This is a genomic window from Bradyrhizobium sp. UFLA05-153, from assembly GCF_054185185.1.
In genome coordinates, this window is sequence record NZ_JBBIAM010000091.1 from 1 (window position 1) to 26,163 (window position 26,163).

At 63.2% G+C, this 26,163-nt stretch carries 14 protein-coding genes; 9 read left to right on the top strand and 5 right to left on the bottom strand.

Translation table 11 applies throughout. From position 1 onward, the window contains the following. The first annotated feature begins 162 nt into the window (after positions 1 to 162). Entirely contained in the window at positions 163 to 1,872 is a 1,710-nt protein-coding gene (locus Q2941_RS36585) for an arylsulfatase (protein WP_156944103.1), read from the top strand. A 234-nt stretch (positions 1,873 to 2,106) separates the two neighbouring features. On the opposite strand, the gene Q2941_RS36590 is transcribed toward Q2941_RS36585, so the two are convergent. Next, complete coding sequence (locus tag Q2941_RS36590; RefSeq protein ID WP_027521392.1) at positions 2,107 to 3,630, bottom strand: hypothetical protein; 1,524 nt, start codon at positions 3,628 to 3,630, stop codon at positions 2,107 to 2,109. Continuing rightward, positions 3,627 to 4,379 carry an ABC transporter ATP-binding protein gene (locus Q2941_RS36595; RefSeq protein ID WP_458195533.1) on the bottom strand — a complete coding sequence of 251 codons (753 nt, stop codon included), beginning with the start codon at positions 4,377 to 4,379 and terminating at the stop codon, positions 3,627 to 3,629. Before Q2941_RS36595 ends, Q2941_RS36590 begins: the two co-directional genes overlap by 4 nt. Before the next feature lie 265 nt (positions 4,380 to 4,644). On the opposite strand from Q2941_RS36595, the gene Q2941_RS36600 reads away from it, so the two are divergent. The 6 genes from Q2941_RS36600 to Q2941_RS36625 all read left to right on the top strand — a co-directional run bounded on the left by Q2941_RS36600 (position 4,645) and on the right by Q2941_RS36625 (position 11,421). After that, positions 4,645 to 5,520: a branched-chain amino acid ABC transporter permease gene (locus Q2941_RS36600; RefSeq protein ID WP_458195534.1), complete on the top strand. Its 876-nt coding sequence runs from the start codon at positions 4,645 to 4,647 to the stop codon at positions 5,518 to 5,520. 5 nt (positions 5,521 to 5,525) lie between these two features. Further along, positions 5,526 to 6,677, top strand: a complete 1,152-nt coding sequence (locus tag Q2941_RS36605) for a branched-chain amino acid ABC transporter permease (RefSeq protein ID WP_458195535.1) — start codon at positions 5,526 to 5,528, stop codon at positions 6,675 to 6,677. Beyond that, entirely contained in the window at positions 6,674 to 7,432 is a 759-nt protein-coding gene (locus Q2941_RS36610) for an ABC transporter ATP-binding protein (RefSeq protein WP_027521389.1), read from the top strand. The genes Q2941_RS36605 and Q2941_RS36610 overlap by 4 nt, the downstream gene beginning before the upstream one ends. Positions 7,433 to 7,436: 4 nt before the next feature. After that, the gene (locus Q2941_RS36615; RefSeq protein ID WP_254109219.1) at positions 7,437 to 8,225 is read left to right on the top strand and encodes an ABC transporter ATP-binding protein; all 789 of its coding nucleotides are present in this window, start codon (positions 7,437 to 7,439) and stop codon (positions 8,223 to 8,225) included. Between the two features lie 79 nt (positions 8,226 to 8,304). Then, positions 8,305 to 10,143: an AMP-dependent synthetase/ligase gene (locus Q2941_RS36620; RefSeq protein WP_027521387.1), complete on the top strand. Its 1,839-nt coding sequence runs from the start codon at positions 8,305 to 8,307 to the stop codon at positions 10,141 to 10,143. A 78-nt stretch (positions 10,144 to 10,221) separates the two neighbouring features. After that, positions 10,222 to 11,421: an ABC transporter substrate-binding protein gene (locus Q2941_RS36625; RefSeq protein ID WP_027521386.1), complete on the top strand. Its 1,200-nt coding sequence runs from the start codon at positions 10,222 to 10,224 to the stop codon at positions 11,419 to 11,421. A 243-nt stretch (positions 11,422 to 11,664) separates the two neighbouring features. Here Q2941_RS36625 and Q2941_RS36630 read toward each other — a convergent pair whose 3' ends face one another. Beyond that, positions 11,665 to 12,786, bottom strand: coding sequence for a lysozyme inhibitor LprI family protein (locus tag Q2941_RS36630; protein ID WP_027521385.1), 1,122 nt, complete (start codon positions 12,784 to 12,786; stop codon positions 11,665 to 11,667). Positions 12,787 to 12,873: 87 nt separating this feature from the next. After that, complete coding sequence (locus Q2941_RS36635) at positions 12,874 to 13,626, bottom strand: transglutaminase-like cysteine peptidase (protein ID WP_027521384.1); 753 nt, start codon at positions 13,624 to 13,626, stop codon at positions 12,874 to 12,876. Positions 13,627 to 14,249: 623 nt separating this feature from the next. Here Q2941_RS36635 and Q2941_RS36640 point away from each other — a divergent pair. Both Q2941_RS36640 and Q2941_RS36645 read left to right on the top strand, forming a co-directional pair. Continuing rightward, positions 14,250 to 21,827 (top strand): beta strand repeat-containing protein, encoded by a 7,578-nt coding sequence (locus Q2941_RS36640; protein ID WP_458195536.1) that lies wholly within the window; start codon positions 14,250 to 14,252, stop codon positions 21,825 to 21,827. 125 nt (positions 21,828 to 21,952) lie between these two features. Beyond that, entirely contained in the window at positions 21,953 to 24,181 is a 2,229-nt protein-coding gene (locus Q2941_RS36645; RefSeq protein WP_458195537.1) for a CHASE2 domain-containing protein, read from the top strand. A 195-nt stretch (positions 24,182 to 24,376) separates the two neighbouring features. On the opposite strand, the gene Q2941_RS36650 is transcribed toward Q2941_RS36645, so the two are convergent. Continuing rightward, positions 24,377 to 25,972 (bottom strand): ABC transporter substrate-binding protein, encoded by a 1,596-nt coding sequence (locus Q2941_RS36650; protein WP_458195538.1) that lies wholly within the window; start codon positions 25,970 to 25,972, stop codon positions 24,377 to 24,379. Positions 25,973 to 26,163: the final 191 nt, after the last annotated feature.

Below are 26,163 nucleotides of genomic sequence, written 5' to 3' on the forward strand. Positions count from 1 at the left end.
GATGCTCGAATCGGGCTTGTCCGGATCTGCGCGGGGGGTGTCCAGCAATGGGCATCCCTACCGCGAACCAAGACCCGTTGCGGACATCCTTGATCTAGATCAACCCGGAAAGCTGCCGCTCCGTGTCGGCTTCAGGCGCATCACAGGAAAGAGGATCGCGTCATGAGCAATGACAAGATTTCGAAAAACCCTGAGAGCATCGAGTTGGCCAACGGAGGACTGAAACGCCGCGACTTGCTGTTGAGCGGCAGTTCTCTTGTCGCGGCTTCGGCGCTTTCGGCCGTCGGACTGACAACCCCCGCGCAGGCGCAGCAACAAACAACCGGGCCAGCGCCCGCATCGGCCGGCCAGAGGCCGAACATCGTCTTCATCATGGGTGATGACATTGGCTGGTTCAACATTGGTGCCTACCATCAGGGCATCATGGCGAGCCGGACGCCAAACCTCGACAGGCTCGCCGCGGAGGGAATGCGCTTCACCGACTACTACGCAGAGGCGAGTTGCACGGCGGGCCGCGCCAACTTCATCACCGGCGAACTGCCGATCCGCACGGGCCTTACCACAGTCGGCCAGGCCGGCTCCCCGATCGGCATGCCGGCGCAAGCGCCGACCATTGCGACCGTGCTGAAATCCATGGGGTACACCACGGGTCAGTTCGGCAAGAACCACCTCGGCGACCTCAACGAGTTTCTGCCGACGGTGCACGGCTTCGACGAGTTCTTTGGCTACCTCTATCACCTCGACGCGATGGAGGACCCCGCCCACCGCAATTACCCGCAATCGCTGCTGGCCACGGTCGGTCCTCGCAACATGGTTCATTCATGGGCGACCAACGTCGACGATCCGTCGGTGCAAGCCCGCTGGGGCAAGATCGGCAAGCAGCGGATCGAGGACGCCGGGCCCCTGTATCCGAAGCGGATGGAAACGGTCGACGACGAGATTCTGCAAACCACCTTCGCCTTCATCGACAAGGCGAAGCAGGACAATAAGCCGTTCTTCGTCTGGCTCAATCCCACGCGCATGCACGTCGTCACCCATCTTTCGGAAAAATACGAGAACATGCGCAACTCGGAAAACGGCTGGTCGGTTTCCGAGGGCGGGTTCGCCCAACTCGACGACATCGTCGGCGCCGTGATGAAGAAGCTCAAGGACGAGGGCTTCGACGACAACACGATCGTCGCGTTCACAACCGACAACGGCGCCGAGAACTTCACCTGGCCGGATGGCGGCCAGACGCCGTTCGCGGGCGGCAAGGGAACCGCCCTGGAAGGCGGCTTCCGTGTGCCCTGTATGATCCGCTGGCCGGGCAAGGTACCGGCGGGAAAGGTCGAGAACGGCATTATGTCCGGACTCGACTGGTTTCCGACCTTTGCCGCCGCCGCCGGCAATCCGAATATCGCCGACGAGTTGAGGAAGGGAAAGCAGCTCGGCGACAAGACCTATAAGGTCTACCTCGACGGATACAACCAGATGGACCTGATTACCGGAAAAGGCCCGTCTGCGCGCCACGCGATCTTCTATTTCACGGAGGGCACACTGAGCGCGGTGCGCGTCGACGACTTCAAGTATCGCTTCACCGATCAGCCCGGCGGCTGGTTGGGCGGCACAGTCAAGGTTGATTGGCCGATCCTCACCAATCTCCGCCTTGATCCCTTCGAACGCACAAATTTGCCGAACGGCGATAAGGGGTCATTGGCATTCTATAACTGGTTCGCTTACGAGTTCTGGCGATTCCAGTTCGTTCAGCAGGAGGTGGGTAAGCTCGCCCAGACTGCGATCGAGTTTCCACCGATGCAGAAGGGTGCGAGCTTCAACCTGGAAGCCGTCAAGGAGCAGATCGAGAAGGCCATGCAGTCGCACGCTGGCAAGTAGAATATGGTGACGGGCGCCCTAAGCCCAGGGGCGCCCGTCCGACAAGCATCATGTAGCAACTGGGCGACGACCATAGCTCGCATTTCCGCCGATGGCCCACAGCGGCGGTCCCGGAATGTCTGCTCTCGCAGCGCTGTTGGAGGCTGGGCGGATCGGCCCCGCTCTGATTTATGAATACACGCTCGAGCATAACACGTTGGCGTTATTATCCGAGCATGCGAGTGGCTTTGCCCTTCACTCCCGCCGCGGGCTGAACTTCCAGGTGACGGCGACGAGGCCCGCGGTGATCAGGCCGCTGATGAGGCCGGCGAGGGGAAACGCGAGCAGCAGTGCGGCGCTTGCTGCCCAGCCGATCGAGGAAAAAGCCTCGGCGAAAGTCGCAAGGCGCGACGAGGTCTGGCGGCGGCGAAATTGGCTGCGCCGCGCCTGCACACGGAACCAGAGCTGGATCGCGGTGGCGGACGCCGCGCTGACGATGATCGCGCCCGCCGTGATCGCCGCCTGGAGCGGCGAGGCAAAGGCAAGCGCTGCGATCAGCGGGGCGAAGATCACGGCGATCGCGATCAGTACGACCTCGATCTTGGCGCGGATGACGCGCGAAGGCGACAGCGGAGCGGTCGCGACGAGATCGGGGGCGTCCTCGCCCGAAATCGTCAGCCAGGCGAGACCGCCGGCAAGCTGTCCTGCCGCCATCACGATGACGGGCGTGATCAGCACCAGCGCCGCAGAGCTGTCGGCAAAGCTTCGCCACAGCAGGAGCGCGGGCGGCGCCAGATAGAGCAGTTGCATCAAGGTTTGCGAGATCAGCCAGGGATCGCGCCACAGCAGCATGAACTCCTTGCGCCGCAGCGCCTGTGGCCGCGTGCCTGTGCGAAACTTCCGTTCGCGCGCGGTCCGGCGGCCGGTCGCGCCGCGGGCGGCGGCGTCGATGGCGGTGTCGGCGAAGCGGCCCGAGAACAGCGCCATCACGCCGCCGAGCATGATGAGGCCGAGCGCGAGCAGCAGCGCCAGCGCCCCGCTGTCGCCCATCACGGCCCGCGCGGGCAACCAGATGATGCTGTCCACATCGGGGGCATAGGCGGCCGTGGCGTCAGAGGTCAGCACCGCAAAGCGCGACAGCGTGCCGTAGGAGATGATCGCGGCGATCTGGAGCGCGATGACGAAGCCGGCGCCGATGATCGCGGCGAGGATCTGCGCGATGAAGCGCGTCCGTGCCGGACCGATCAACCTGAACAGCAGGATCGTGATCGCGATTGCGATAGCAGCGGCCGACAGCCCCATGGCGACGACCACGCCGAACGCCGCGAGCCATCGCGGCCCGCCGCCGATCACGAGAACGTCGATGAAGGGCGTGGAGAACAGCAGCGCCATCATCGTGATCGCAAGCGCAATCGCGGCGATGCGTACCGAGAACAGGTTGGTGAGAGTTGCCGGCGACGACATGATGAGATCGAGATCGGCGCGGGCGTAAAACACCCGGGTCACCGATTCGATCGCCTGCGACAGCATCAGCGACCAGGCGAGCGCTATCGTCGCCGTGATTACGATCAGCGACGGTTTGTCGAGCGGCAATCGAAGTCCGGCGAAGCGGCCGATCACGGCCCAGGCCGGCAGGTGCAGGAGTGCGGCAAAGGCGACCAGGCCGATCACCGCCGCGCGCTTCCGCTTGCGCTGGCCCGTCATCATCGCGAGCCATTCGCGCCAGGCGAGGCGGAGCTCGTGGCGGGCAAACCACGATAATGCAGTCGCCGAGCTCATGCGGCGGCAGCCTCCAGCGTGACCAGCGCGATGAAGAGATCCTCGAGACTGGTGTCGGTGTGGCCGTTCTGCTGGCGCAGCTCGGCGAGCGTGCCTTCGGCGACGAGGCTGCCTGACGCGATCACGCCGATCCGATCGGCCATGCGCTCGGCGACCTCGAGAATATGCGTTGTCATGATCACGGTGCAGCCGGCGCGGACGCGCTCGGCCAAAAGGCCCTTCACATGGCGGGCGGAGACGGCGTCGAGGCCGGTCAACGGCTCATCGAGAATGATGAGGCGGGGGTCGTGGACCAGCGCGCCGGCCAGCGCGACCTTCTGGCGCATGCCCTTGGAAAATCCCTCGCAGCGCTCGTGCCGGTGCGGCGCAAGGCCGAGCGAGCTCAGCAGCTCCTGCGCGACCGGTTCGGAGGCGGCGGGCGCGATGCCCCAGAGGCCGGCCACGAATTCGAGATATTCGAGCGGCGTCAGCTTGTCATAAATCATGGGCTCGTCAGAGACCCAGGCCATCACCTGCTTGGCGGCCACCGGATCGGCGAGGGCATCGATGCCGAAGATCGACACTTCGCCCGCATCGGGCCGCAGCAGCCCTGCGACCATGCGCAAGGTGGTGGTCTTGCCGGCGCCGTTGGGGCCGACCAGTGCGTAGAATTCACCGGCGTGAATGGTGAGATCGAGGGAATCGACCGCCAAGCGGCCAAAACGCTTCGTTAACCCTCGCACGCTCAGCGCCGAGCTGTCCGGTTTCATGACGGCCACACCATACGGTTTCGCATCGCATGCGACCTTGATCTGAAGATGTTTCGGCACGGTGAATTAACCTGCCACAAATTCCGTCATCCCGCACGGATGCATCCGCCTCTCGTTTTATTGACAGCGCTTGGCGGTTCAGGCTGAATTGCACCGGGCAAATGGCGCTTTCCGCGACTCATAATGATCGCGTAGCGACTGGACACAAGATGCGACGAGACGGCCGCCAAGAGCCGCAGGATCGCATCGGGGAGGATGCTCGGCGATGCTGGACTTCGTTCAGCAGCTGGTCAGTGGCATTGCACTCGGCTGCGTCTACGGCCTGATCGCGCTTGGCTTCGTGCTCGTTTACAAGGCAACCGAGGTCGTCAACTTCGCCCAGGGCGATCTGATGATGCTCGGCGGCTTCTTCGCCTTCACCTTCATCGGCATGATGGGCCTGAACTACTGGGTCGGCTTCGCCGGCGCGGTCGCCGCGATGGCGCTGTTCGGCATGCTTGCCGAACGCATCGTGGTGCGCCCGATTCTCGGCTATCCGCAATTCTCCATCATCATGGCAACCATCGGGCTCGGCTACTTCCTGCGCTCGATCGCCGGCATGATCTGGGGCACCGACGACTTCAAGATCGAGACGCCGTTCAGCCAGGGCGTGCTGCGCATCGGCGCGCTCGTGCTCGCCTATGACAAGCTGTCCGTGATCGCGGCAACCGTCATCCTCTGCGCGCTGCTCTATCTCTTCTTCAACAAGACCACGCTCGGTACCGCGATGCGCGCCAGCTCCGAGAACATGCTCGCGGCCTACTACATGGGCATCCCCGTGAAGCGCGTCGTGTCGATCGTGTGGGCGATCAGTGCAGCGGTGGCGACCTGCGCCGGCGTGCTGCTGGCGCCGATCACCTTCATTCACTCCAATGTCGGGCTCGTGCTCGGGCTGAAAGCCTTTCCTGCCGCCGTGCTCGGCGGCTTCGGCTCGATTCCCGGCGCAGTCGTTGGTGGAGTCTTGATCGGTATCATCGAGAGCATGGCCGGCTTTTATCTGCCGGAAGGCTGGAAGGACGTTGCGCCCTACATCGTGCTGCTGGCAGTGCTGCTGCTGAAGCCCGAAGGCCTGTTCGGCCTTCACGTGCGCAAGAAGGTCTGAACTCCATGCGCTTCCTGTTCAAGACCGACTATGAGGACGACATCCGCCTGTTCCCGCATTCGGGCTACGTGGTCTCCTACGGGCTCCTGATCGCGGTGCTGCTCATCGCGCCCTACGTGCTCTCCAGCTACCTTATGAGCCAGCTCGTTTTCGTCTGCATCTATGCGACAGTCGGCGTGGCGCTGCTGATCCTCACCGGCTTCACCGGGCAGGCTTCGCTCGGGCATGCCGCGTTCCTTGCGATCGGCGCCTACACCGCGGCCTACTTGCAGAAATACAACGTGCCGTTTCCGGTCTATTTCGTCGCCGCTGGGCTCCTGACCGGATTGATCGGCGCGCTGGTCGGCTTCCCGGCACTGCGGCTCCAGGGCATCTATCTCGTCATCGCCACGATTTCCTTCGCCTTCATCGTCGAGGAAATTCTGGCGCGCTGGGAAAGCGTCACCAACGGCAATGAGGGCATGCGCATCAAGACGCTCTCGCTGCTCGGCGTCGCCGTGCCGCGCGACAGTCCGACGTTCTATTTCCTTTGCCTGGCCGTTCTGATTCTGACGATCGTCGGAACGCTCAATCTCTTGCGCTCGCCGACGGGCCGCGCCTTCGTTGCGATCCGCGACTCCGAGACGGCGGCGCGCAGCATGGGCGTCAACGTCGCGCTCTACAAGGTGAAATCCTTTGCGATCTCGGCGGCGATCACCGGCTTTGCCGGCGTGCTGTTCGCGCACAAGCTCTCCTTCATCTCGCCGGAGATGTTCACGCTCCAGCTCTCGATCGAGTTCATCATCGTGATCCTGATCGGCGGCACGTTCAGCCTGCACGGTGCGGTGCTGGGGGCGATCTTCATCGTGATGATCGATCCGTTCCTGACCTATCTGAAGGACGACATGCCCGGCATCATCGCCGGCATCGCCGCGACCCTCGGGGCTGGTAGCGAGAGCGCGGCGAACGTCCAGTCGAAGGTCGCGGCCTTCGCCTCGCTCAACGGCCTGAAGGGCGCAATCTATGGCATCATCATCGTGCTGTTCGTGCTGTTCGAGTCGCTCGGCCTCTACGGCCGCTGGCTGAAGATCAAGCTCTTCTTCCAGCTGTTCCCGCTCTACAAGCGCGCGACCTTCAAGCGCCAGAAGATCTATGTGAAGTCGGAGCGGAACCGATGAGCTATTTCCGCGCCGAAAACCTGTCGCTGCATTTCGGTGGCCTCAAGGCGGTCGACGCGGTCTCGTTTGCGGTCGAGAAGGGGGAGATCCTCTCGATCATCGGGCCGAACGGCGCCGGAAAAAGCTCGATCTTCAACCTGATCTCGCGGATCTACCGCCCGACCGCGGGCCGTATCTTCTTCGAGGACCAGGATATCACGGAACAGCCGCCCTACGACATCGCGAGGCTCGGCATCGCCCGCACCTTCCAGAACATCGAGCTGTTCGAGAATGCGACCGTGCTCGCGAACCTCCTGGTCGGGCGCCACCGTCACTCGACCACACAGCTTTGGCAGGAATTGTTGTTCCTGCCGAGCGTGCGCGCCAACGAGAAGCTGCACCGGCGCCGCGTCGAGCAGGTGATCGAGTTCCTCGATCTCGAGCCCTATCGCGACAAGGTGATCTCGGGTCTGCCTTACGGCGTGCGCAAGGTGATCGAGCTTGCCCGCGCGCTTTGCTCGGAACCGAAGTTCATTCTGCTCGACGAGCCGTCATCGGGACTGAACGTCGAGGAGACCGACGACATGTCGTTCTGGATCCGCGACATGAAGAGCGAGCTCGGCATCACCGTGCTGATGGTCGAGCACGACATGTCGCTGGTCAACCGCGTCTCCGATCGCGTGATCGCGCTGAACTACGGCCGGGTGCTGGCGATGGGCTCGCCCGCCGAGGTGCAGCAGCATCCCGACGTCGTCGCCGCCTATCTCGGAGCCTGACGCGATGGACGCCGCCGTTTCGCCCGACATCATCCTGAAGCTTTCCAATATCGAGAGCTATTACGGGCCGATCATGGCGATCCGCGGCATCTCGCTCGAGGTGCCGCGCGGCCGCATCGTCACCTTGCTGGGCGCCAATGGCGCGGGCAAGACCACGGTGCTGAAGACCATCTCGGGGATTCTCGATCCGCAGAAGGGCACGATCGAGTTCATGGGCAAGCCGATCCAGCGCATGGAGGCCGACAAGATCGTTCGCCTCGGCCTCAGCCACGTGCCGGAGGGGCGCGAGGTGTTTCCGTTCCTCTCGGTGCGCGAAAACCTGATGATGGGCGCCTATCCGCGGAAGGATCGCGACGGTGTCACGGAGGATCTGGAGCGCGTCTACGGCTATTTCCCGCGGTTGAAGGAGCGCATCGACCAGCCGGCCGGCCAGCTTTCCGGCGGCGAGCAGCAGATGCTGGCGATCGGCCGCGCGCTGATGAACCGGCCGACGCTGCTGCTGCTGGACGAGCCGTCGCTGGGCCTGTCGCCGATCCTGGTGAAGGAGATCTTCACGATCATCCGCCGCGTCAACGAGGAGCAGGGCATGTCGATCCTGCTCGTCGAGCAGAATGCCAAGGTGGCGCTGGAAACGGCGCATTACGGCTATGTGCTGGAGATCGGCCGCGTCGTCATGAACGACACCTGCGACCGCTTGATGCATTCCCAGGACATCCAGGAATTTTATCTTGGTGCCAAGGAGGCTGGCGCGCGGGGCGAACGGCGCTGGAAAAAGAAGAAAACGTGGCGTTAAATATGGCATCTCCTCGTTGACGAACAGACCGCCGGCAAAGCCGGCAGCGCGAGGGATGAAGCGACAAGGAGGGAATGGCATGGCCCGACCGGCGATGCTGACAGTCGCAGACACGATCGCAAAGAGTTTCCTGCGCGCGGTGGAGGCGCGCGGTGACAGACCTGCAATCCGCGAGAAGCAGTTCGGCATCTGGCAGCCGACGAGCTGGCGCGAATGGCTGGAGATATCCAAGGAGATCGCCTACGCGCTTCATGCTTCGGGCTTCAAGCCGGGGGACGTCGCCTCCATCATGGCCAACGCCGTGCCGGAATGGATCTATGCCGACATGGGCATCTTGTGCGCGGCCGGCGTCTCGTCCGGGATCTATCCAACCGATTCATCGGCGCAGGTCGAATATCTCGTCAACGACTCCGCTACGCGCGTGATCTTTGCCGAGGACGAAGAACAGCTCGACAAGATCCTCGCCTGCCGCGCGCGATGCCCGACGCTCGAGAGGATCGTTGTGTTCGACATGGAAGGCCTGCGCGGCTTCGCCGACGACATGGTGATGTCGATCGACGAGTTCCGCGCGCTCGGGCGCAATCACATGGTCGGCCGCGAGCAGCTCTGGCACGAGATGATCGACCGCCGCGGCCCGGGCGATCTGGCGATTCTCGTCTACACGTCGGGCACGACGGGCCCGCCCAAGGGCGCAATGCATTCCAACCGCAGCGTGACGCATCAGATGCGCCACGCCAACGATTTCATCCCGGCGAGGGAGGACGAGGACCGGCTGATCTTCCTGCCGCTCTGCCACGTCGCCGAGCGGGTCGGCGGCTACTACATCTCGGTGGCACTCGGCTCGGTGATGAATTTCGCCGAAAGCCCCGAGACCGTACCGGACAATCTGCGCGAGGTGCAGCCGACCGTCTTCCTCGCGGTGCCGCGCGTTTGGGAGAAGTTCTATTCCGCGATTACCATCGCGTTGAAGGATGCGACGCCGTTCCAGCAATGGGTCTATCGCCGCGCCGTCGACATCGGCTTCCTCATGACCGATCGCCGGCTCGAGGGCGCAGCACCGTCGCTTGCGCTCAGGATCGCGAACCGCTTCGCCTATTGGCTGGTGTTCCGCAATGTCCGCCGCATGATCGGGCTCGATCGCTGCCGCATTGCGTTCACGGGCGCCGCGCCGATCTCGCCGGATCTGATCCGCTGGTATCTCGCGCTCGGGATCGACATGCACGAGGTCTATGGCCAGACCGAGAATTGCGGGGTGGCGACCATGATGCCTTCCGAGCGCATCAAGCTCGGCTCGGTCGGCAAGGCCGTGCCCTGGGGTGAGGTCAGTCTCGCTGCCGATGGCGAGATCCTGATCAAGGGCGACTTCCTGTTCATGGGCTATTTGAACCAGCCGGAGAAGACGGCCGAGACCATTGATGCGCGCGGCTGGCTGCACACCGGTGACGTCGGCACCATGGACGACGAAGGTTTCGTCAGAATCACCGACCGCATGAAGGACATCATCATCACTTCCGGCGGCAAGAACATCACGCCGTCGGAGATCGAGAACCAGCTCAAATTCTCGCCCTATATCTCCGACGCCGTCGTGATCGGCGACAGGCGGCCGTATCTCACCTGCCTCGTCATGATCGACCAGGAGAACGTCGAGAAATTCGCGCAGGACCACGACATTCCCTTCACCAATTATGCCAGCCTGTGCCGGGCGATCGAGATCCAGGGCCTGATCTGGCGCGAGATCGAACAGGTCAACGGCAACTTCGCCCGCGTCGAGACCATCAAGAAATTCTATTTGATCGAACGCCAGCTCACGCCCGAGGATGAGGAGCTGACGCCGACCATGAAGCTGAAACGGAGCTTTGTGAACAGGCGCTATGCGGCCGAGATCGACGCGATGTATCGCGAGCGCGCGGTGGCGTGAGCAAACCATTCAAAAAAAGCGAAGGAGCGATGGGCCCCGTTCTTTGCGCAACAAGGGCCTTGAGGAGAGGAGACGTCGATGTCGAAATCGTTTTGGGCGTTCGGCCTTGCGGCAAGCGCGGTGGTGCTCACCTGTTTGCCGGCTGCTGCGCAAACCAAGTTCACCAATGAAGGCATCTCGGCGGGCGAGATCGTCATCGGCACCCATCAGGATCTGTCAGGCCCGATCAAGGGGTGGGGCGTGCCCGTCGCCAACGGAATGAAGATGGCGGTCGAGGAGATCAACGCGGCAGGCGGCGTTAACGGCCGCAAGATTCGACTGGTCGTCGAGGACAGCGGCTACGATCCGAAAAAGGCTGTGCTGGCCTCGCAAAAGCTGATCGAGCGTGACAAGGTCTTCGCTATGGTGGGAGCGATGGGATCGCCGACCGTGCTTGCAGCGCAGGACATCCTGTTCGACGCCGGCGTGCTCCAGCTCTTCCCCCTCTCGGCAGCCGAGTTCACCTTCAAGTTCGATCCGGCCAAGCCGCAGGAGCGGCTGAAGTTCAGCAATCTGCTGCCCTACGTCGAGAGCACGCGGGCCGCGCTGAAATACATGATTGATTCGAAGAATTTCCAGAAGCCCTGCATCATGCATCAGGACGACGAGTACGGTAAGAACGTGCTCGACGGCTTCAATCGGCAGCTCGCCACCATGAAGGTGCAACCGGCTTCGATCACCAGCTACAAGCGCGGCGCCTCGGACTTCAGCGCGCAAGTCGCCAAGATGAAGTCGGACGGCTGCGATCTCGTATTGCTCGGCACCGTGATCCGCGAGACCATCGGGGCGATGACGGAAGCGAAGAAGCTCGGTTGGGACGTCACTTTCCTCGGCGCGACGCCGACCAACGTGCTGGAAGTGCCGGCGCTGGGCAAGGATGCCGTAGAAGGGCTTTATGCCGCGTCCCAGTTCGAGATTCCCTATGAGGACAGCGCCAAGGGCCCGGTGAAGGACTGGCTTGCCAACTACAAGAAGATGTTCAATTCGGACGCCAATACGCAGGCGATCATCGGCTACAACACGGTGATGACCTTTGCCTTCTACGCGCAGAAGGCGGGCAAGGATCTCACGGGACAGACGATGCTGGACTCGCTCGAGTCGGGCGAAAAATTCCTCGACATCTTCAACTCGCCGCCGACGAGGTTCACCAAGACCGATCACCTCGCCAACACCATCACCCAGGTGCAGCAGGTCAAGGGCGGACGCTGGGTCCTCGTGAAGGACAATCTGATGTTCTGATCTTAGCCTCTCTCCGCACGGGTGGTGCACCCTCTCCCCTTGTGGGAGAGGGTGGATTCGCGTTAGCGAAGCCGGGTGAGGGATCTCTCCGCACGAGAACCTCGCTCGATTGAGTTCGTGGATAGAACCCCTCATCCGGCGCCATAGCCGATGCGAAGCATCGGCGTTCTCTTGAGAACGGCGGCCGAAGGCCGCCTATGCCACCTTCTCCCGCGAGGGGAGAAGGAAGAAGAACGGCGCGAGCTACGATCCCCCGCCGGCGATGCCGGACTCCACCGGTGCCAGTTCGTCCTCCCTGCAGCGCCAGCCGTCGGCGGCTTTCTGGAACGCGAAGGTTCGCTGGATCCTGAGCCGGCGCGTCACATTGAAGCTTTCCCGGGAGTTCTGCTTGGCGGCAGCCGGTTGCGCCTTGCCGGACCTGGGGTCCCAGCAGGTGCCGGTGCAGGTCGATGCGACCGGGCTGCACGTGGTGAAGGGCGACAGCACGACCATGTCGATGTCGGCGGTGACCTTCGCGTCCTGCTCCCCGACGTCGTTGCCGGTCGCGACCACGCGACTGATGCGGAGGAAGTCGCCGCAGGAATTGGCCGCATGGATCTTGGCGACGCAGAAGTCGGCGGCATCGGTGTCAGGCAGCCGTGCAGCGATCTGGCGGCCGAACACCCGCTTCGGATCGCCCTTGGCGCCACGGATGTCAGCCGTCTTTCGGTTCAGATATTCGGCGAGGCAGCCTTGCGCGGATGACAGCTCGGCCAGCGGCACGTTCTCCTTGCCGACGAGGTCGCATTTGCGATCGCGCTCCCTTGTCCAGCGGCCGTATTCGGCGAAGGCAAAGCGGGCTTCGCTCGGGTTCAGCTTGCCGATCAAGCCGAGGACCTGGCCGTTGAGCTCCTCCTCCGCCAGCGCCAGCTCCGGATCGCTACAGATCAGCGCGCCGGCCGCCGTGTTGGCCGCGAGGCAATCGAAATCGGGGTCGCGCACGATCGCGGCGCGCTCCTCGGTCTCCCTCAGCAGGCAGGTCTTCACGCGATCGATGTCGTCGGTGCGGACCGCGGTCTGGCCGACGATACCGCAGCTCAGGTTGCGCTGCCGGATCCACAGCGCGTTCTCCTCGATCGCCGGCAGACGATCCGGCAGTCGGGAGAGCCGCGCCTCGATCGCCGCACCGAGTTTCTCGGCCGCTGCGGCAAGCTCGCCATCGCCGCAAAACAGCTGACCTGCGGGATCGCGTTGCTGCTCGCAGTGATTTTTCGCAAACAGCGGCAGCTTGTCGGCGATCGCTGGATCCGGATTGGCCGCCTGCGCGCGCGCAGGTGACATCAGCGGCACCATCGCCGCAACCATCGCCAGCACCAACGCCCGCATTCCGCTTGTCCCCGAAGCCCGCATGATACGCCATGCTAGCTTCCCCGGCGGCGGGACGAAACGGCTTTGTGGCCGCGGCTCGCCGCGTCAGCGTGCCTCGTTGGCGGCGACCTGCGCCGTCCGGCTGCTCACCGGCACGAAAGCCGGCTCGTCGACATATTTCAGCACTGCGGACTGATAGAGCACGAACAGCGGCTGATAGGTCCGTGCCGCCTCATCCTCGACCATGGCCATGCGGCGGTTGTCGAGCATCAGCCAGTGGCCGTCGAGCCTGGCGGCCGCGACCGCATGCTCCTCGCCGACTTGCGTGTCGCGCACGAAAACGATGCGCAGATCCTCAGGTGGAATGCCGGCGAGGCGGAGCGCGGCGAGCTTGGCGATCGCATAGTCCTCGCAATCGCCGGCGCCGCGCTGGAAGGTGGCGAGCGGCGAACTCCAGACGTCGTCAGTGCCGTCACTGGCCGCCTTGATCGCGAGATTGACGGCGCGGTTGGCTTCACCGAGGCGGGCACGACCTTCGCGGCTGCGCGCCTGGTCGACGATGGCGAGCAGCTTCAATGCAGCCGGCGAGACGCAGTTGTCGCGGTCGCCGTCGCATAGCGCGAGCTGCACCATCTCGTCGTCGAGCTTGTCCTTCAGGTGAAGCCACTTGTCGCGGACGCGACCTGCGGAGATCGCGAAGGCGAACACGCCGAACGGTTCTGCGGATTTCCGCACGAGGACGGCGGACCCGGGCGACAGCAGCGTGCCGGCGCGAAGGTCGGCGGCCGATCCGAGCAGGATCAATCCGCATAGGAACAGGACTGCGCGCCAGGCGCGCGAGTGAGCAACGGTCTCCATCTGACTTCCCCTGTCCAGCATCGGCAGGACACCCCTGACCCGCACGTGCCGGCTTTGTTTCTGGTGCGGAGATAGTGGGGGGAGGCCGTTTTGTTCTGCTTAACGCGCCCCGCGGGGGGCTCAAAACCGCGGAACAAGCTGAAACCGGTCTCTCCGGTTTACGTAAAATTTTACCGGCCAAGCCGGGGAAAGCCACAGTCTGCCGCGAAATGGAATCAATTGCGGACAGGGCTTGAGTTAGCGGCCGAATCTGCTGCTTATGACTAATGACGTGCTTATCGCGTCACTTCTGTTAGCCAGGTTACGGTTAAAACTCCGTATTTGCCGCAGTATGTTGCAGGGCACTGCAAAGGACAGATGACGTAAGTATTCGTGAGTTGATTTATACGTTGCAATACTTGCGGTTGTAGGAAATGCCGTCGATTTGGCGGGAATATACCTGTAAATGTCACAGGAATTACTTTTGCTACTCTGCTCGCCTGCAGTCTCTTGCGGGCTGTGGTATGGCCCCCGTGTCGATTCGCTCAAGCAATAGACGGTTTCGCTAAGGACTTGGTAATGATATGCAAGCATAGGCAGCAGATACTTCTTTAAATATTAACCCTTTTTGCGGTGCTCCCCCGTTGAACTACGCTGGCAAATTTGACGCCGCGCTCTCCTTGCATGGCCAGGGTTTCCACGCGCCCGCCGATGGCCATGTCGAATCGTTTTCCGTTTCGGGTCATGGAACCGTGCCGCCGGGCGCGTTCTTCGTTCCCGATCCCAATCTGCTGTTCCATGGCGACTTCAAGCGCGCAGGCGTTGATCTCGTCCTGTCCAATGACGGACACGAGTTCGTCATTCACGATTACTTCAAGGGCGAGAAGCGCGCCGCGATCGCCTCGCCCGATGGCGCCCATCTCACCGGCGACCTCGTCAATGCGCTCGCCGGCAACATCCAGTACGCGCAGGCGGCGGGTGGCGCCGCCGCCGCGCAGGTCATCGGCCATATCACCAAGCTGACCGGCAGCGCGACCGCGGTCCGCAACGGCGTCTCGATCATCCTGAACAACGGCGACAACGTCGAGAAGGGCGACGTTCTCTCGACCGGGTCGGACTCGACCCTCGGCGTCACCTTCATCGACGGCACCGTCTTCGGCCTCTCCTCCAACGCGCGGATGGTGCTGAACGAGATGGTCTATGACCCGAACGGGTCGAGCAACTCCTCACTGCTGAGCCTGGTCGCGGGCACCATCACCTTCGTCGCCGGCGAGACCGCCAAGCACGGCGACATGAAGATCGATACGCCGGTCGCCACCATGGGCATCCGCGGCACCGCCGTGCTGACGGAAATCAGCTTCTCGATTCCGTCGGGCGGCGGCGATCCGCAACCGCAGGCGAATTTCCAGGTGCTGGTCGAGCCGGACGGCACCACCGGCTCCTACATCCTGTTCGACAAGGTCACGCTGCTGCCGATCGCCACCGTCAACCAGGCGGGGCAGATGATCCAGATCAGCGGCGGCAACGTCTCGGTCACCAACGCGCTGCTGTCGCCGGACGTGCAGAAGCTGATCACGGACGTGTTCTCGCTGAAGTTCACGGACAACGGCACCAACACCAAGCTGACCAACAACTCGACCGATTCGATCACGCAGGACGCCAACCTGTTGCTGATTAAGACGGCAAGCGGTGCGACGGCGCAGGTAACTTTCGTCAACACAGTCACTAGCGGCAACAACGAACAGTCGACCAATACCTCCGACAAACCGACGACCGTCAGCCGTGTTCCCGGCGCGCCGCTCGCGAGCAGCCTCGACCTCAACGGCAACGTGAAGGCGGCGTTCGCGCTGTCTGAGCTCGACGGCAAGACCGGCGATACCAGCGATCTCGACGTGGTCGGTGGCAAGATCACCTTCTTAGACTACAACCTCGGTGACCGGCCGACCGTGAAGGTGAATTTCGACTCCTTCACCTACCATAGCGCCAATCACGACGACGTCACCGCCGGATTGTCGGACCTGCAAAAGGCCGACATTGCCGCGACCGAGGCCAAGATCACGGTCGTTCCCACCTCGGGCAACACCAACACCGGCTCGGCAAGCTGGACCTACAGCGTTTCGGACAACGCGTTCGATTTCCTCGCCGCCGGCGAAACGCTGACGCTGACCTACAAGGTCCGCGTCGACAACAATTTCGCCGGCTTCAACGAAACTGCCTTCATCGACATCACCATCACGGTGACCGGCACCAACGACACGCCGGTGATCACCTCGAGCGTTCCGACCGTCACCTTCGAGGGCGGCACCAGCGTGCCCGGCGGTCCGCTGACCTCAGAGGTGCCGACCTCGGGGACGCTGACCTTCACCGATGTCGATCTCACCGACACCCACAAGGTGTCGGTGAAACTGACCGGCGCGACCCTGCCGGACGGCAGCACCGTGCCGCCGGGACCGCTGGCGATCTTCGAAAAAGCGATGTCGGTTGCGATCGATACCGACAGCACCGGGACGGACGCCGGCGTCATCGACTGGTCGCTCGCGGATCTGCCCGTCTACCTCGCCGACTTCATTCCCAAGGGCGAGGTCCTGACGCTGACCTACACCGTGACGGTCACGGATTCGCAGGGCGCGACCGCGACCCAGACCGTCACCGTCACCATCAAGGGCACCGACAGCCCCGCGGTGGTGTGGGTCGCGACGACCGAGGCCGGGTCCCCGCCCGGCGGCTTCTGGAAGAACGCCGCGAACTGGGAAACCGGCACCGTGCCGACGATCAATGACGACGTCATCGTCATCACCGATCAGCTGCACGGCCTGACGCCGTCCTATCCGGTCACGATCGACGAGGCGGCGTTCGCCAAATCGCTGACCATGAACGATTTCGACACGTCCGCCGGGCATACGGCGCCGCAGGTCATCAACCAGAGCACGCTGACGATCGCCGGAGCGCTCAATCTCAGCGCCGACTCGATCCTGACCAATTCCGTGGGCGCCACGATTTCCGTCGGCGGCAAAGCGGAGATCCTTGACACCAGCGTGCTGACGAATTCCGGCACGCTGACGCTCGCGGGGGGCGGCGACTTCGCCATCGGCGCCTCTATCACCAATGCCGGCACGATCGAGCTCACCGGCGGCACACTCAAGATGCTGGCCGAGATCCACAATGCCGGCGGCAAGCTCAAGATCGATGCCGGTGCAACGCTGGACATCAACGGCGGGACCATCGACAGCGGCAAGCTGATCATCGGCGGCGCGTTGGTGCTGGAGGGGACGAGTTTCCTGACCAATGGCAAGCTGGACAATTCCGGCGCCGTCACCGTCACGGGGACCGTCGCTTTCGACAACGAGACCGTCGACAACGACTCGACCATCGAAATCCAGGCCGGTGCGACGCTGACGCTGGACAAGGGGACCAAGGTCGCCAATTCGTCCGGCACCATCACCGTCGACGACCAAGGCGTGCTGGTCCTCGATCAGGCCGAGATCACCGGCGGCACGCTGACGCTGTCCGGCACGCTGGTCTCGACCGGAATCAGTGCCATCAACAGCGCAGACATCACCAACGCCGGTACGATCGACGTCACCGGCGGGACGCTGACGATCGACCCGCTCGTGCAGCACACCATCACCAATCAGAACCTCATCGAGGCGAATGGTGGCGAGCTCGACATCACCGGCGATCTGATCATCAACGCCGGTACGCTCGAGGCGATCAACGGCGGCGTGCTCAAGCTCGGTACGGTCACGGTCACCAACACGAAGGGGACGGTGACGGTCGACGGTACCTCGAAGCTGTATCTGTCCGACGTTACGATCAACGGCGGAAGCCTCGGCAATGCCGGCAATATCTACGTCGTCACCGGCAGCAACAGCATCACGGCCGCGGTCACCAATACCGGCACGATCGAAGTGCAGGGCGGCACGCTCGATCTCGCCGGCGGCCTCAGCGGCACCGGCTCGCTCATCATCGACGACGGCGCGACGCTGGAGCTCGCCGGCGCCAACGCGCAGACGGTCACTTTTGCCGGCGGCGCCGATACGCTTCAGCTCGACAATGTCGCGGGCCAGAGTTTTACCGGCACCATCGCCGGCCAGTCCTCGTCCGGCGGCACGTTCACCATCGCGGGCGCTGGCAACGTCACCACGGCGAGCGGCGATGCGCTCGACTTCACGGCAAGCGGCGGCACGATCGGCGATGCCGCCGCCATCGTGCTCACGCCGACCGGCGCGCTGACGGGCGCAGCGGGCGGCATCTTCGTGACCCAGAACGGCGTCGGCGACATCTCGCTGGCGGCGACAAAGGACATCACGGGCCTGAACGGCAACGGCATCTGGCTGCGCGATAGCGCGACCGGAACCGGCGACATCACCGTGACCAATCTCACCGGCAAGGCGACCGGAACGGGCGCCAATTCCGTTGGCCTGCTCGTTGAAAATCTCAACACCGCCAATGCCGGCGATATCACCATTGAGCAGCTCGGCGGCGCCGCGGGCGGCGCCTACGGCATCGACGCAACGACCAAGGGTGACGGCGACATCAGCATCGAAGCGGGTGGCAACGTCACCGGAGGCTCGGTCTACGGCATCCGTGCGCGCAGCTACGGCAGCGGCAGCGAGACTGTCACCACGGATGCAGGCACCTTCATCAACTCCGGCAGCTCCGGCATCGTCGCGGTCAACCGGGCAACTTCGATCGATGCGGACAGCGACAGCACGATCACCGTCACCGCCTATGGCACGATCAATTCCGGCAGCAACCTCAACCAGAGCGGCAATCCGCCGGCCGGCATCCAGGCTGGCTACAACGGCGCAACGACGGGCTCGGTCGCCAACACCGACGTCAACGGCTCGGTGACCATCAACAACTACGCCAATGTCACGGCCGCGGCCGGCTATGGCCTGCACGCCTACAACTACGGCAATGGCGACGTGACCGTGAACGACGAGGCCGGTACCACAGTGACCGGCGCCGTTCAGGGCATCCGGGCGCAGGCCTTGAGCGGCGGCACCGGCGATGTCGAAGTCACCGTCGGCGCCAACGCCAACGTCACGGGCACCTCAGGCTACGCCATCCTCGCCTACAGCATCGACGCCGGCGATATCGACGTGTCGCTGTCGACGGGCGACGTGCTGACGTCGGGCAGCTCGGGCATCGTGGCGGTCAACTATGCGACTGCCATCGCGAGCGGTCTGGACAGCACGATCACGGTCGAGGCGCATGGAACGATCCATTCCGGCTCCACTCTGAACAACGACGAAACCACGCCAGGCGCGATCATCGCCGGCTACAAGCCCGGCGGCAATTCCACCTTCTCCAGCCAGGTCAACGGCGACGTCACGGTCGAGAGCGACGCCACGATCACGGCGGATGCCGGCATTGGCATCGAGGCCTTCACCTGGGGCGTCGGCGACGTCACGGTGATGACCGGTACGGCGTCGTCGATTACGGCCGCCGGCACCGCGATCGGCGCCTTCGATCACGGCGGCGGCGACGTCAGCGTCACCAATGAAGGCGACGCCACCGGCTTTGTCGGCCTGTCCGCGTTTGCCACCGGCGGCGGCGACATCACCATCGTCAATGACGGCGACCTCACCGGCACCGGCACGGTCGGCATGGTCGTCACGCAGAACAGCGACGGCGCGACCGGCTCGACCCACGTCACCAACACCGGCTCGGTCGTGGGCGCGGACGGCCATGCCGCGATCTTCGTCCAGGAGAACGCCACCGGCTCCGCGCTGATCGACAATTCCGGCACCATCGGGCCCGACGATACTGGTGCCGTGACTTCCACGACCTATGCCATCGTGGAGACCGGCGGCCACGTCACGATCAACAACACCGGCGACATCAACGGCAATATCTCGGTCGCCGGCGCGACCTTCAGCAACGAGGCCGGCGGCACCTGGACGGTGTCCGGTTCGAGCTTCTTCGGCACCCTGTCCACCCTCGGCAATGCCGGCGAGATCGATCTGCACGACGGCGCGTCGATTTCCGGTGCTGATGGTGCGGCCTTCGCCATCACCAACTCCGGCGAGATCGAGAGCTGGGGCACGACCTCCATCACCGGCGCCATCACCAACACCGGCAGCATCGAGATCGACAGCGGCACCATGACGCTGTTCGGCTCGCTGTCAGGCTCCGGCTCCGTCACCATCGACGCCAATGCGACGCTCGAGGTCAACGCCACCGTCGCGCAGACCATAACCTTCTCAGGGGACGGCGCCGAGCTCCAGATCGATACCGCGAGTTTCGGCGGTTCGATTGCGGGACTGGCCACGACCGACAAGCTGGACCTGTCGACGATCACCTTCGACGGCGGCACCACCGCGACCTATGACGCGGAGACCGGCAACCTCGTCGTCAGCGATGCCTACGACCACAGCATCACGGTGAAGCTGATCGGCGACTACAGCGACGCGCATTTCGCCGCCAGTGATGATGGCACCGGCCACACGCTGATCACGTTGAATGCCGCTGACGATGCGAATGTCGACGTGTGGACGGGGGACGTCGACCAGAGCTGGAACAATGATGGCAACTGGTCGCTAGGTCACGCGCCCACCGCGACCGAAACCGCATTGGTCGATACCGACAGCGTGGTGGATCTGGCGGTGGACGGCAACGGCACCACGATCGGCGGGCTGTCGCTCTCCGGCGTGACCAGGCTCGACATTAAGGGCACCGGCTACGACTCCGAGTACGAAAGCGTTGACAGCTTTCTGCTGGTGAACGGCACCCTCGTCAATCACGGCCATATCGACGTCGCCGATGCCTATCTTGACGCCGTCCAGCACGTCGTCAACACCGGCACCATCGTCGCCGACGAACGATATGGGATCTTGAACTTCGGCAATCTGTCCGGCAGCACCATCGACAACGCCGGCGGCACGCTGGAAGCGGACGACGGCGGGCATATCGGCTTCTTCTACACCACGATCAATGACGGCGAGATCGACCTGTTCGGAGAGGGCTCGGTCGCGTTGCTGCGCGCCTCGATCATCAACGGCACGACGCTGACCGCCGACTCCTATTCCCATTTCGAGGTGTTGGGCACCACGACCTTCAACGGCTCCGCGAGCGCCATGTCGGTCGGCGGCGACATCCATATCGACGTCTACGGCAAGCTCGTCCTCGAGGGCACCATCAACGACACCGGCTCGGTTGCCAACCACGGCGTTCTCGTTGCCGATACCGGGGCAACGACGATCCTCGGCGATCTCACCGGCTCCGGCACGGTTCAGATCATGAGCGCGAGCCTCGAACTCGGCGGCACCTCCGATTCCGCGATCCAGTTCGTCGGCTCTGGCGTCGGCACGCTGCATCTGGACTCTACGTCGCACTTCACGGGCACGGTGACCGGCTTCAGTTACGGCGACAATATCGATCTCGCCGGTATCGACCCCAAGAACGTTTCGCTGGTCTCGACCGAAAGCGGGCTCGAGGTCCACTACGGCACCGGCGACGGCGACTACTTCACCATTACCGGCGGTTACAACGAAACCGGCTTCAGCACGAGCAGCGACGGCAGCGGCGGCACCAAGCTCCTCTGGAGCCACCAGTCGCCGGTGATCGACACCACTCACTTCACCCACGTGCACGACGAGGCGACGAATACCGACACGGTCACGGGTCTGTCGATCTCGGGGTCCTCGACGGAAACCTACACGGTGACGGCGGAGACCGAGGGCGCGAAGGAAGGCACCGGCGTGACGCCGTCCTCCATCGATGGCGTCTCGCTCGACCAGGTCAACACGGCTCTCCACAGCGTGACCTACGATCCGGGCGCCAACCCGCCCGATACCGACATGATCACCTTCAAGGTGACCGACAGCCTTGGCGCCAGCGACACCGTCAACTTCATCTTCGACGAAGGCGGCTCGGGTCCGGTCACGCTGACCGGCACCAGCGGCAAGGACGTCATCTTCGCCACCGAGTCCAGCGACACGCTGATCAGCGGCGGCGGGCAGGACCAGTTCGTGTTCGGCCCGGCGTCAACGACGGACGCCGTCCAGCACACGGTCTACGGGTTCGATACGACCCAGGATAAGATCGACCTGCGCCAGTTCGATACCATCAATTCGGTCGCCGACCTCACCATCACGCAGCAGAACGCCGATACGCTGATCACGCTGGACGATCACGAGACGATCCTGCTCAAGAACGTGGCCGCCGGCAACCTGCACGCGAGCGATTTCATCGTCACTAACCACGGCACGACGTAGCGCGAGCCTCGTTCTTCCGTAGCGGGGGCAGCAAAAAATCCCCGGATCGTCGCTTGCGGCCATGGCCATTTGCGTCCTGACGATCCAAAATCGCCCCTGGTCGGTTTACGGGAAGTCCAACAGGTATGAAGCGGCTCAGGATATGGCGGCGGTGGTTCGCGCGCAGGTTCGGCTATGCGCGGCTGGTCTGCCTTGCGCTGCTCGTCGGCTTTGCCGCCGTGCGCCTCGCCGATCCGGGGTTCGTCGAGGAGTTTCGCGTCCGTACCTTCGATTACTTCCAGAAGTTCGACCCCCGTCAGAAGACCCAAAAGCCCGTCATCATCGTCGATCTCGACGAGAAGAGCCTGAAGGTGATTGGCCAGTGGCCATGGCCGCGCACGAAGATTGCGGACCTCGTCACCGAACTGACGCGGCTCGGCGCGGCCGCGATCGCCTTCGACGCGGTGTTTTCTGAGCCCGACCGGCTCAACCCCGACATCGCCGCCGACACGTTTCGCAGCCTCGACGAGGCGACGCGCGAAAAGCTGAAGGCGCTGCCGAGCAACGACCAGATCTTTGCCGCGGCGATCAAGTCGTCGCGCGTGGTGGTGGGTGAGTCCGGCCTCCCGAACTCGAATGCGCTTCTTGACAAGAAGCTGCCGCAGACAGGGCTGGCGTCGCTGGGCGAGGATCCGCTTCCCTTCCTCTACGAATTCCCTGGCCTCTTGCGCAATGTCCCGGTGATCGAAGCCGCTGCTGCGGGCCGCGGTCTCTTCACCATCAGGCCCGAGCGCGACGGGATCGTGCGCCGCGTACCGGTCATCATGCAGGCACAGGGCGTCATCATGCCCTCGCTGACCTTCGAGATGCTGCGCGTGGTTACCGGCTCCGACACCATGCTGGTCAAGACCGACAAGGAAGGCATCCGCAGCGTCGGCGTGAAGGGCTTCTCGATCCCGACCGACAAGAACGGCCAGCTCTGGGTGCATTTCGCCCCGCAGGATCCCTCGATCTATGTGCCAGCGGTCGACGTGCTGGAGGGGCGGGTTGCGCCGGATCGGATCGCGCAACGGCTGGTGCTGATTGGCACCTCGGCAACAGGCCTCAACGATATCAAGACGACGCCGGTTGATCCCGCCATGCCCGGCGTCGAGATCCACGCCCAGGTGCTGGAAAGCGCGCTGACCGGCTCGGTCATCTCGCAGCCGAATTACGGCCTCGCGATCGAGTTCTTCGCCGCCATCATCATGGGCCTCCTGGTGATCATCTTCGCGCCGAAATTCGGGCCCGTCACGCTGGTCGGCGTCGGCGCGCTGTTCGCTTCGGTGTTGGGCGGCTTCTCCTGGTACTATTATGTGCACTATCGCCTCTTGATCGATCCGACCTATCCGCTGTTCTCGACCACCGCGATCTATTTGACGCTGGTCTTTGCAAGCTTCGTGCGCGAGCAGCAGCAGCGCAAGCAGATCCGCGGCCACTTCGCGCAATACTTGTCGCCTGTTCTGGTCGAGCAGATGGCGCAGTCGCCAGAAAAGGTCGTGCTCGGCGGCGAGGAGCGCGAGATGACGATCATGTTCTCCGACGTGCGTGGCTTCACCACGATCTCGGAGACCTACAAGCACGACCCGCAAGGGTTGACTGCGCTGATGAACCGCTTCCTGACGCCGCTCACCAACGCCATCCTCGCCCGCAAGGGCTATGTCGACAAGTATATGGGCGACGCCATCATGGCGTTCTGGAACGCGCCGCTCGACGACAAGCAGCACGAGATCAACGCCTGCGAGGCGGCGATCGACATGCTGGAGAAGATCGACGAGGTCAACAAGGAGCGCGAGGAGGAAGCCGCCGACGGCGGCCATGTTTACATTCCGCTCAATGTCGGCATCGGCCTCAACACCGGCGTCGGCGTGGTCGGCAACATGGGATCGGACCTCAAGTTCAATTATTCGGTACTCGGCGACAGCGTCAATCTGGCCTCGCGCCTGGAGGGGCAGACCAAGGAATACGGCTTCCCGATCATCGTCGGCTCGAAGACCGCGCTTGCCGCGAAGGACAAGTTCGCGATCCTCGAGCTCGACTTCATCATGGTGAAGGGCAAGACCGAGCCGGAGGTCATCTACGCCGTCGTCGGCCGCGAGGACGTGATGAATTCTGGCGCCTTCCAGCGCCTGCGCAACATCACCATCGAGATGCTCGCCTGCTACCGCAGCCGCGACTGGCAGGGCGCGCTGGACGCGATCGAGCGCGGCCGCAAAAGCGAAGACGCCGACACGCTGGAGAGGCTGTTCCGCCTCTACGAGGCGCGCATCAGGTATTTCCAGGCCAACCCGCCGCCGGACGACTGGAACGGCGCCTACGCGCTGCTGTCGAAGTAGCGGATGGCATGAGTGAGGATCGTAGTAGCACAATATTCATGTCGTCCTGGCGAAAGCCAGGACCCATTATCCCAGGGCGTAGCTGTGGTGCCGAGCTGTCAACCGCCAGTCTCCGCAAAACAAAGGCCGGTGGTTATGGGTCCTGGCTTTCGCCAGGACGACATCGGAGTGCATGACGCAGCATGCGCCGCCCCCTCACTCCACCCCGATCGTCGTCAGATCCTGGAACCAGTGCTGCGCCTGCACGAACTGCTTGATCTTCGGCGATAGCGCATGCGGGTTGGTATCGTGGACGACCCAGACCAGCGCGGCATCGTCGACGATCTGGGCATGCGCCTGCGCCAATAGCTCGTCCTGCTTCGCGGTATCGAAAGTCTGCTTGGCTTCGTCGATCAGCCCATCGACCTTCGGGTTCTTGTAGCCGCCCCAGTTGACGCCGACCGGCGCGATCTGGCCCGAATGGAAGAAGCGCACGATGGCGTAGAGCGGGTCGGAGGTGACGTAGGCGATGTTGTTGGCGGTGATGCCGGAATTCATCTCGTCGGCCGCGCCCTTGCGCCAGTGGGTGTAGAGCGTCTCGAGCTCGACGACCTTGAAGTCGATGTCGATGCCGATCTCCTTGAAGCTCTGCTGCAGGAATTCGTTCATCGGCAGCGACAGCATCTGGCCGGTGCCGCCCTGCGCGATGATGAAGGTGGTCTTCAGCGGCTTGTCCTTGCTGTACCCGGCCTCCTCGACCAGCTTCTTCGCAGCAGTGAGATCGTACTTCAGTTCAAACGTCGGCTTGCCGAACCACGGGCTGGACGGATCGACCTGGCCCTTGGCAGGTTTTGCGAGACCGTTCATCAGCCCGACCACCGCGTCGCGGTCGATCGCGAGATTGAGCGCCTTGCGCAGGCGGATGTCCGTCCAGGGCGAGCCCGGCAACACGCTCAAATGATAATTCCACACATGCGGCGTGACGTTGTCGACGATCCTCATGCCGGCTGCCTTCAGCTGCGGCACGGCGTCGGGAGCGGGCGTCTCGATCAGGTCGATTTGTCCGGCGAGCAGCGCATTGGTGCGCGTCAGCGCTTCCGGCATCGGCACGAGCACGAGCTTGTCGACCTTCGGAATCCGCTTCTTGTTCCAGTAGTCCGGATTCTTGCTGAGCTCGGCGAGCTCGCGCGGCACGAGCTTCGTGAGCTTGAACGGGCCGGTGCCGGAGGGCTGGCTTGCGAACTTGTCCCAGTCCTTGCCGAGATTCTCATACTGTGCCGGGCTCGATACCAGGAACCAGAGCATCTGGTAGGGAAAAAAGGAATCGACCGTCTTGGTGGTGATCTCGACAGTATCGTCGTTGATCTTGGCATAGCTCGCGACGGAAGGAAGCCGGGTCTTGACCTGCGCGCTCTGTCGCTTGTCGAATTGCGGCGCCTTGTCGTTGAGCACCTTGTCGAGATTCCAGATCACCGCATCGGCGTTGAAATCGCTGCCATCGTGAAACTTCACGCCCTTGCGCAAGGTGAAGCGCCATTTGGTCTTGTCCGTGTTGTCGACCTTCCATTCGGTGGCGAGCCCCGGCACCAGCTTGCCCGGCCGGTCGGCGACGTCCATCTCCCACGCAACGAGCGGATCGTAGATCGTGTAAGCCGTGAACTGGTAGGCGCCGGCGCCGCGATCGGGTTGGCCTGTGGTCAGCGGAATATCCGCCATCGAGATGCCGTAACGCACCAGGGTTTCGGCACGTGCCGAGATTGCGGAGAACGCCAGCGCAAGCGCGACGAGACCGGTCGAGATTCGATTGCGCATGACCAAGGCTCCCAACGAATAATTTGGAGCCGAACTTGCAATCTTGATGCCAGAATAGGCAGCGTAGCACCTTCGCCTGCGCAGCATCACAAGGACTTGTCGTCACAGGGGCAATTTGCAGAATAAGTTTCCCCATTGGCACAGCCATTGCATAGGCTTGCATCAAAAATAATCATCGAAAGCCGGAAAAG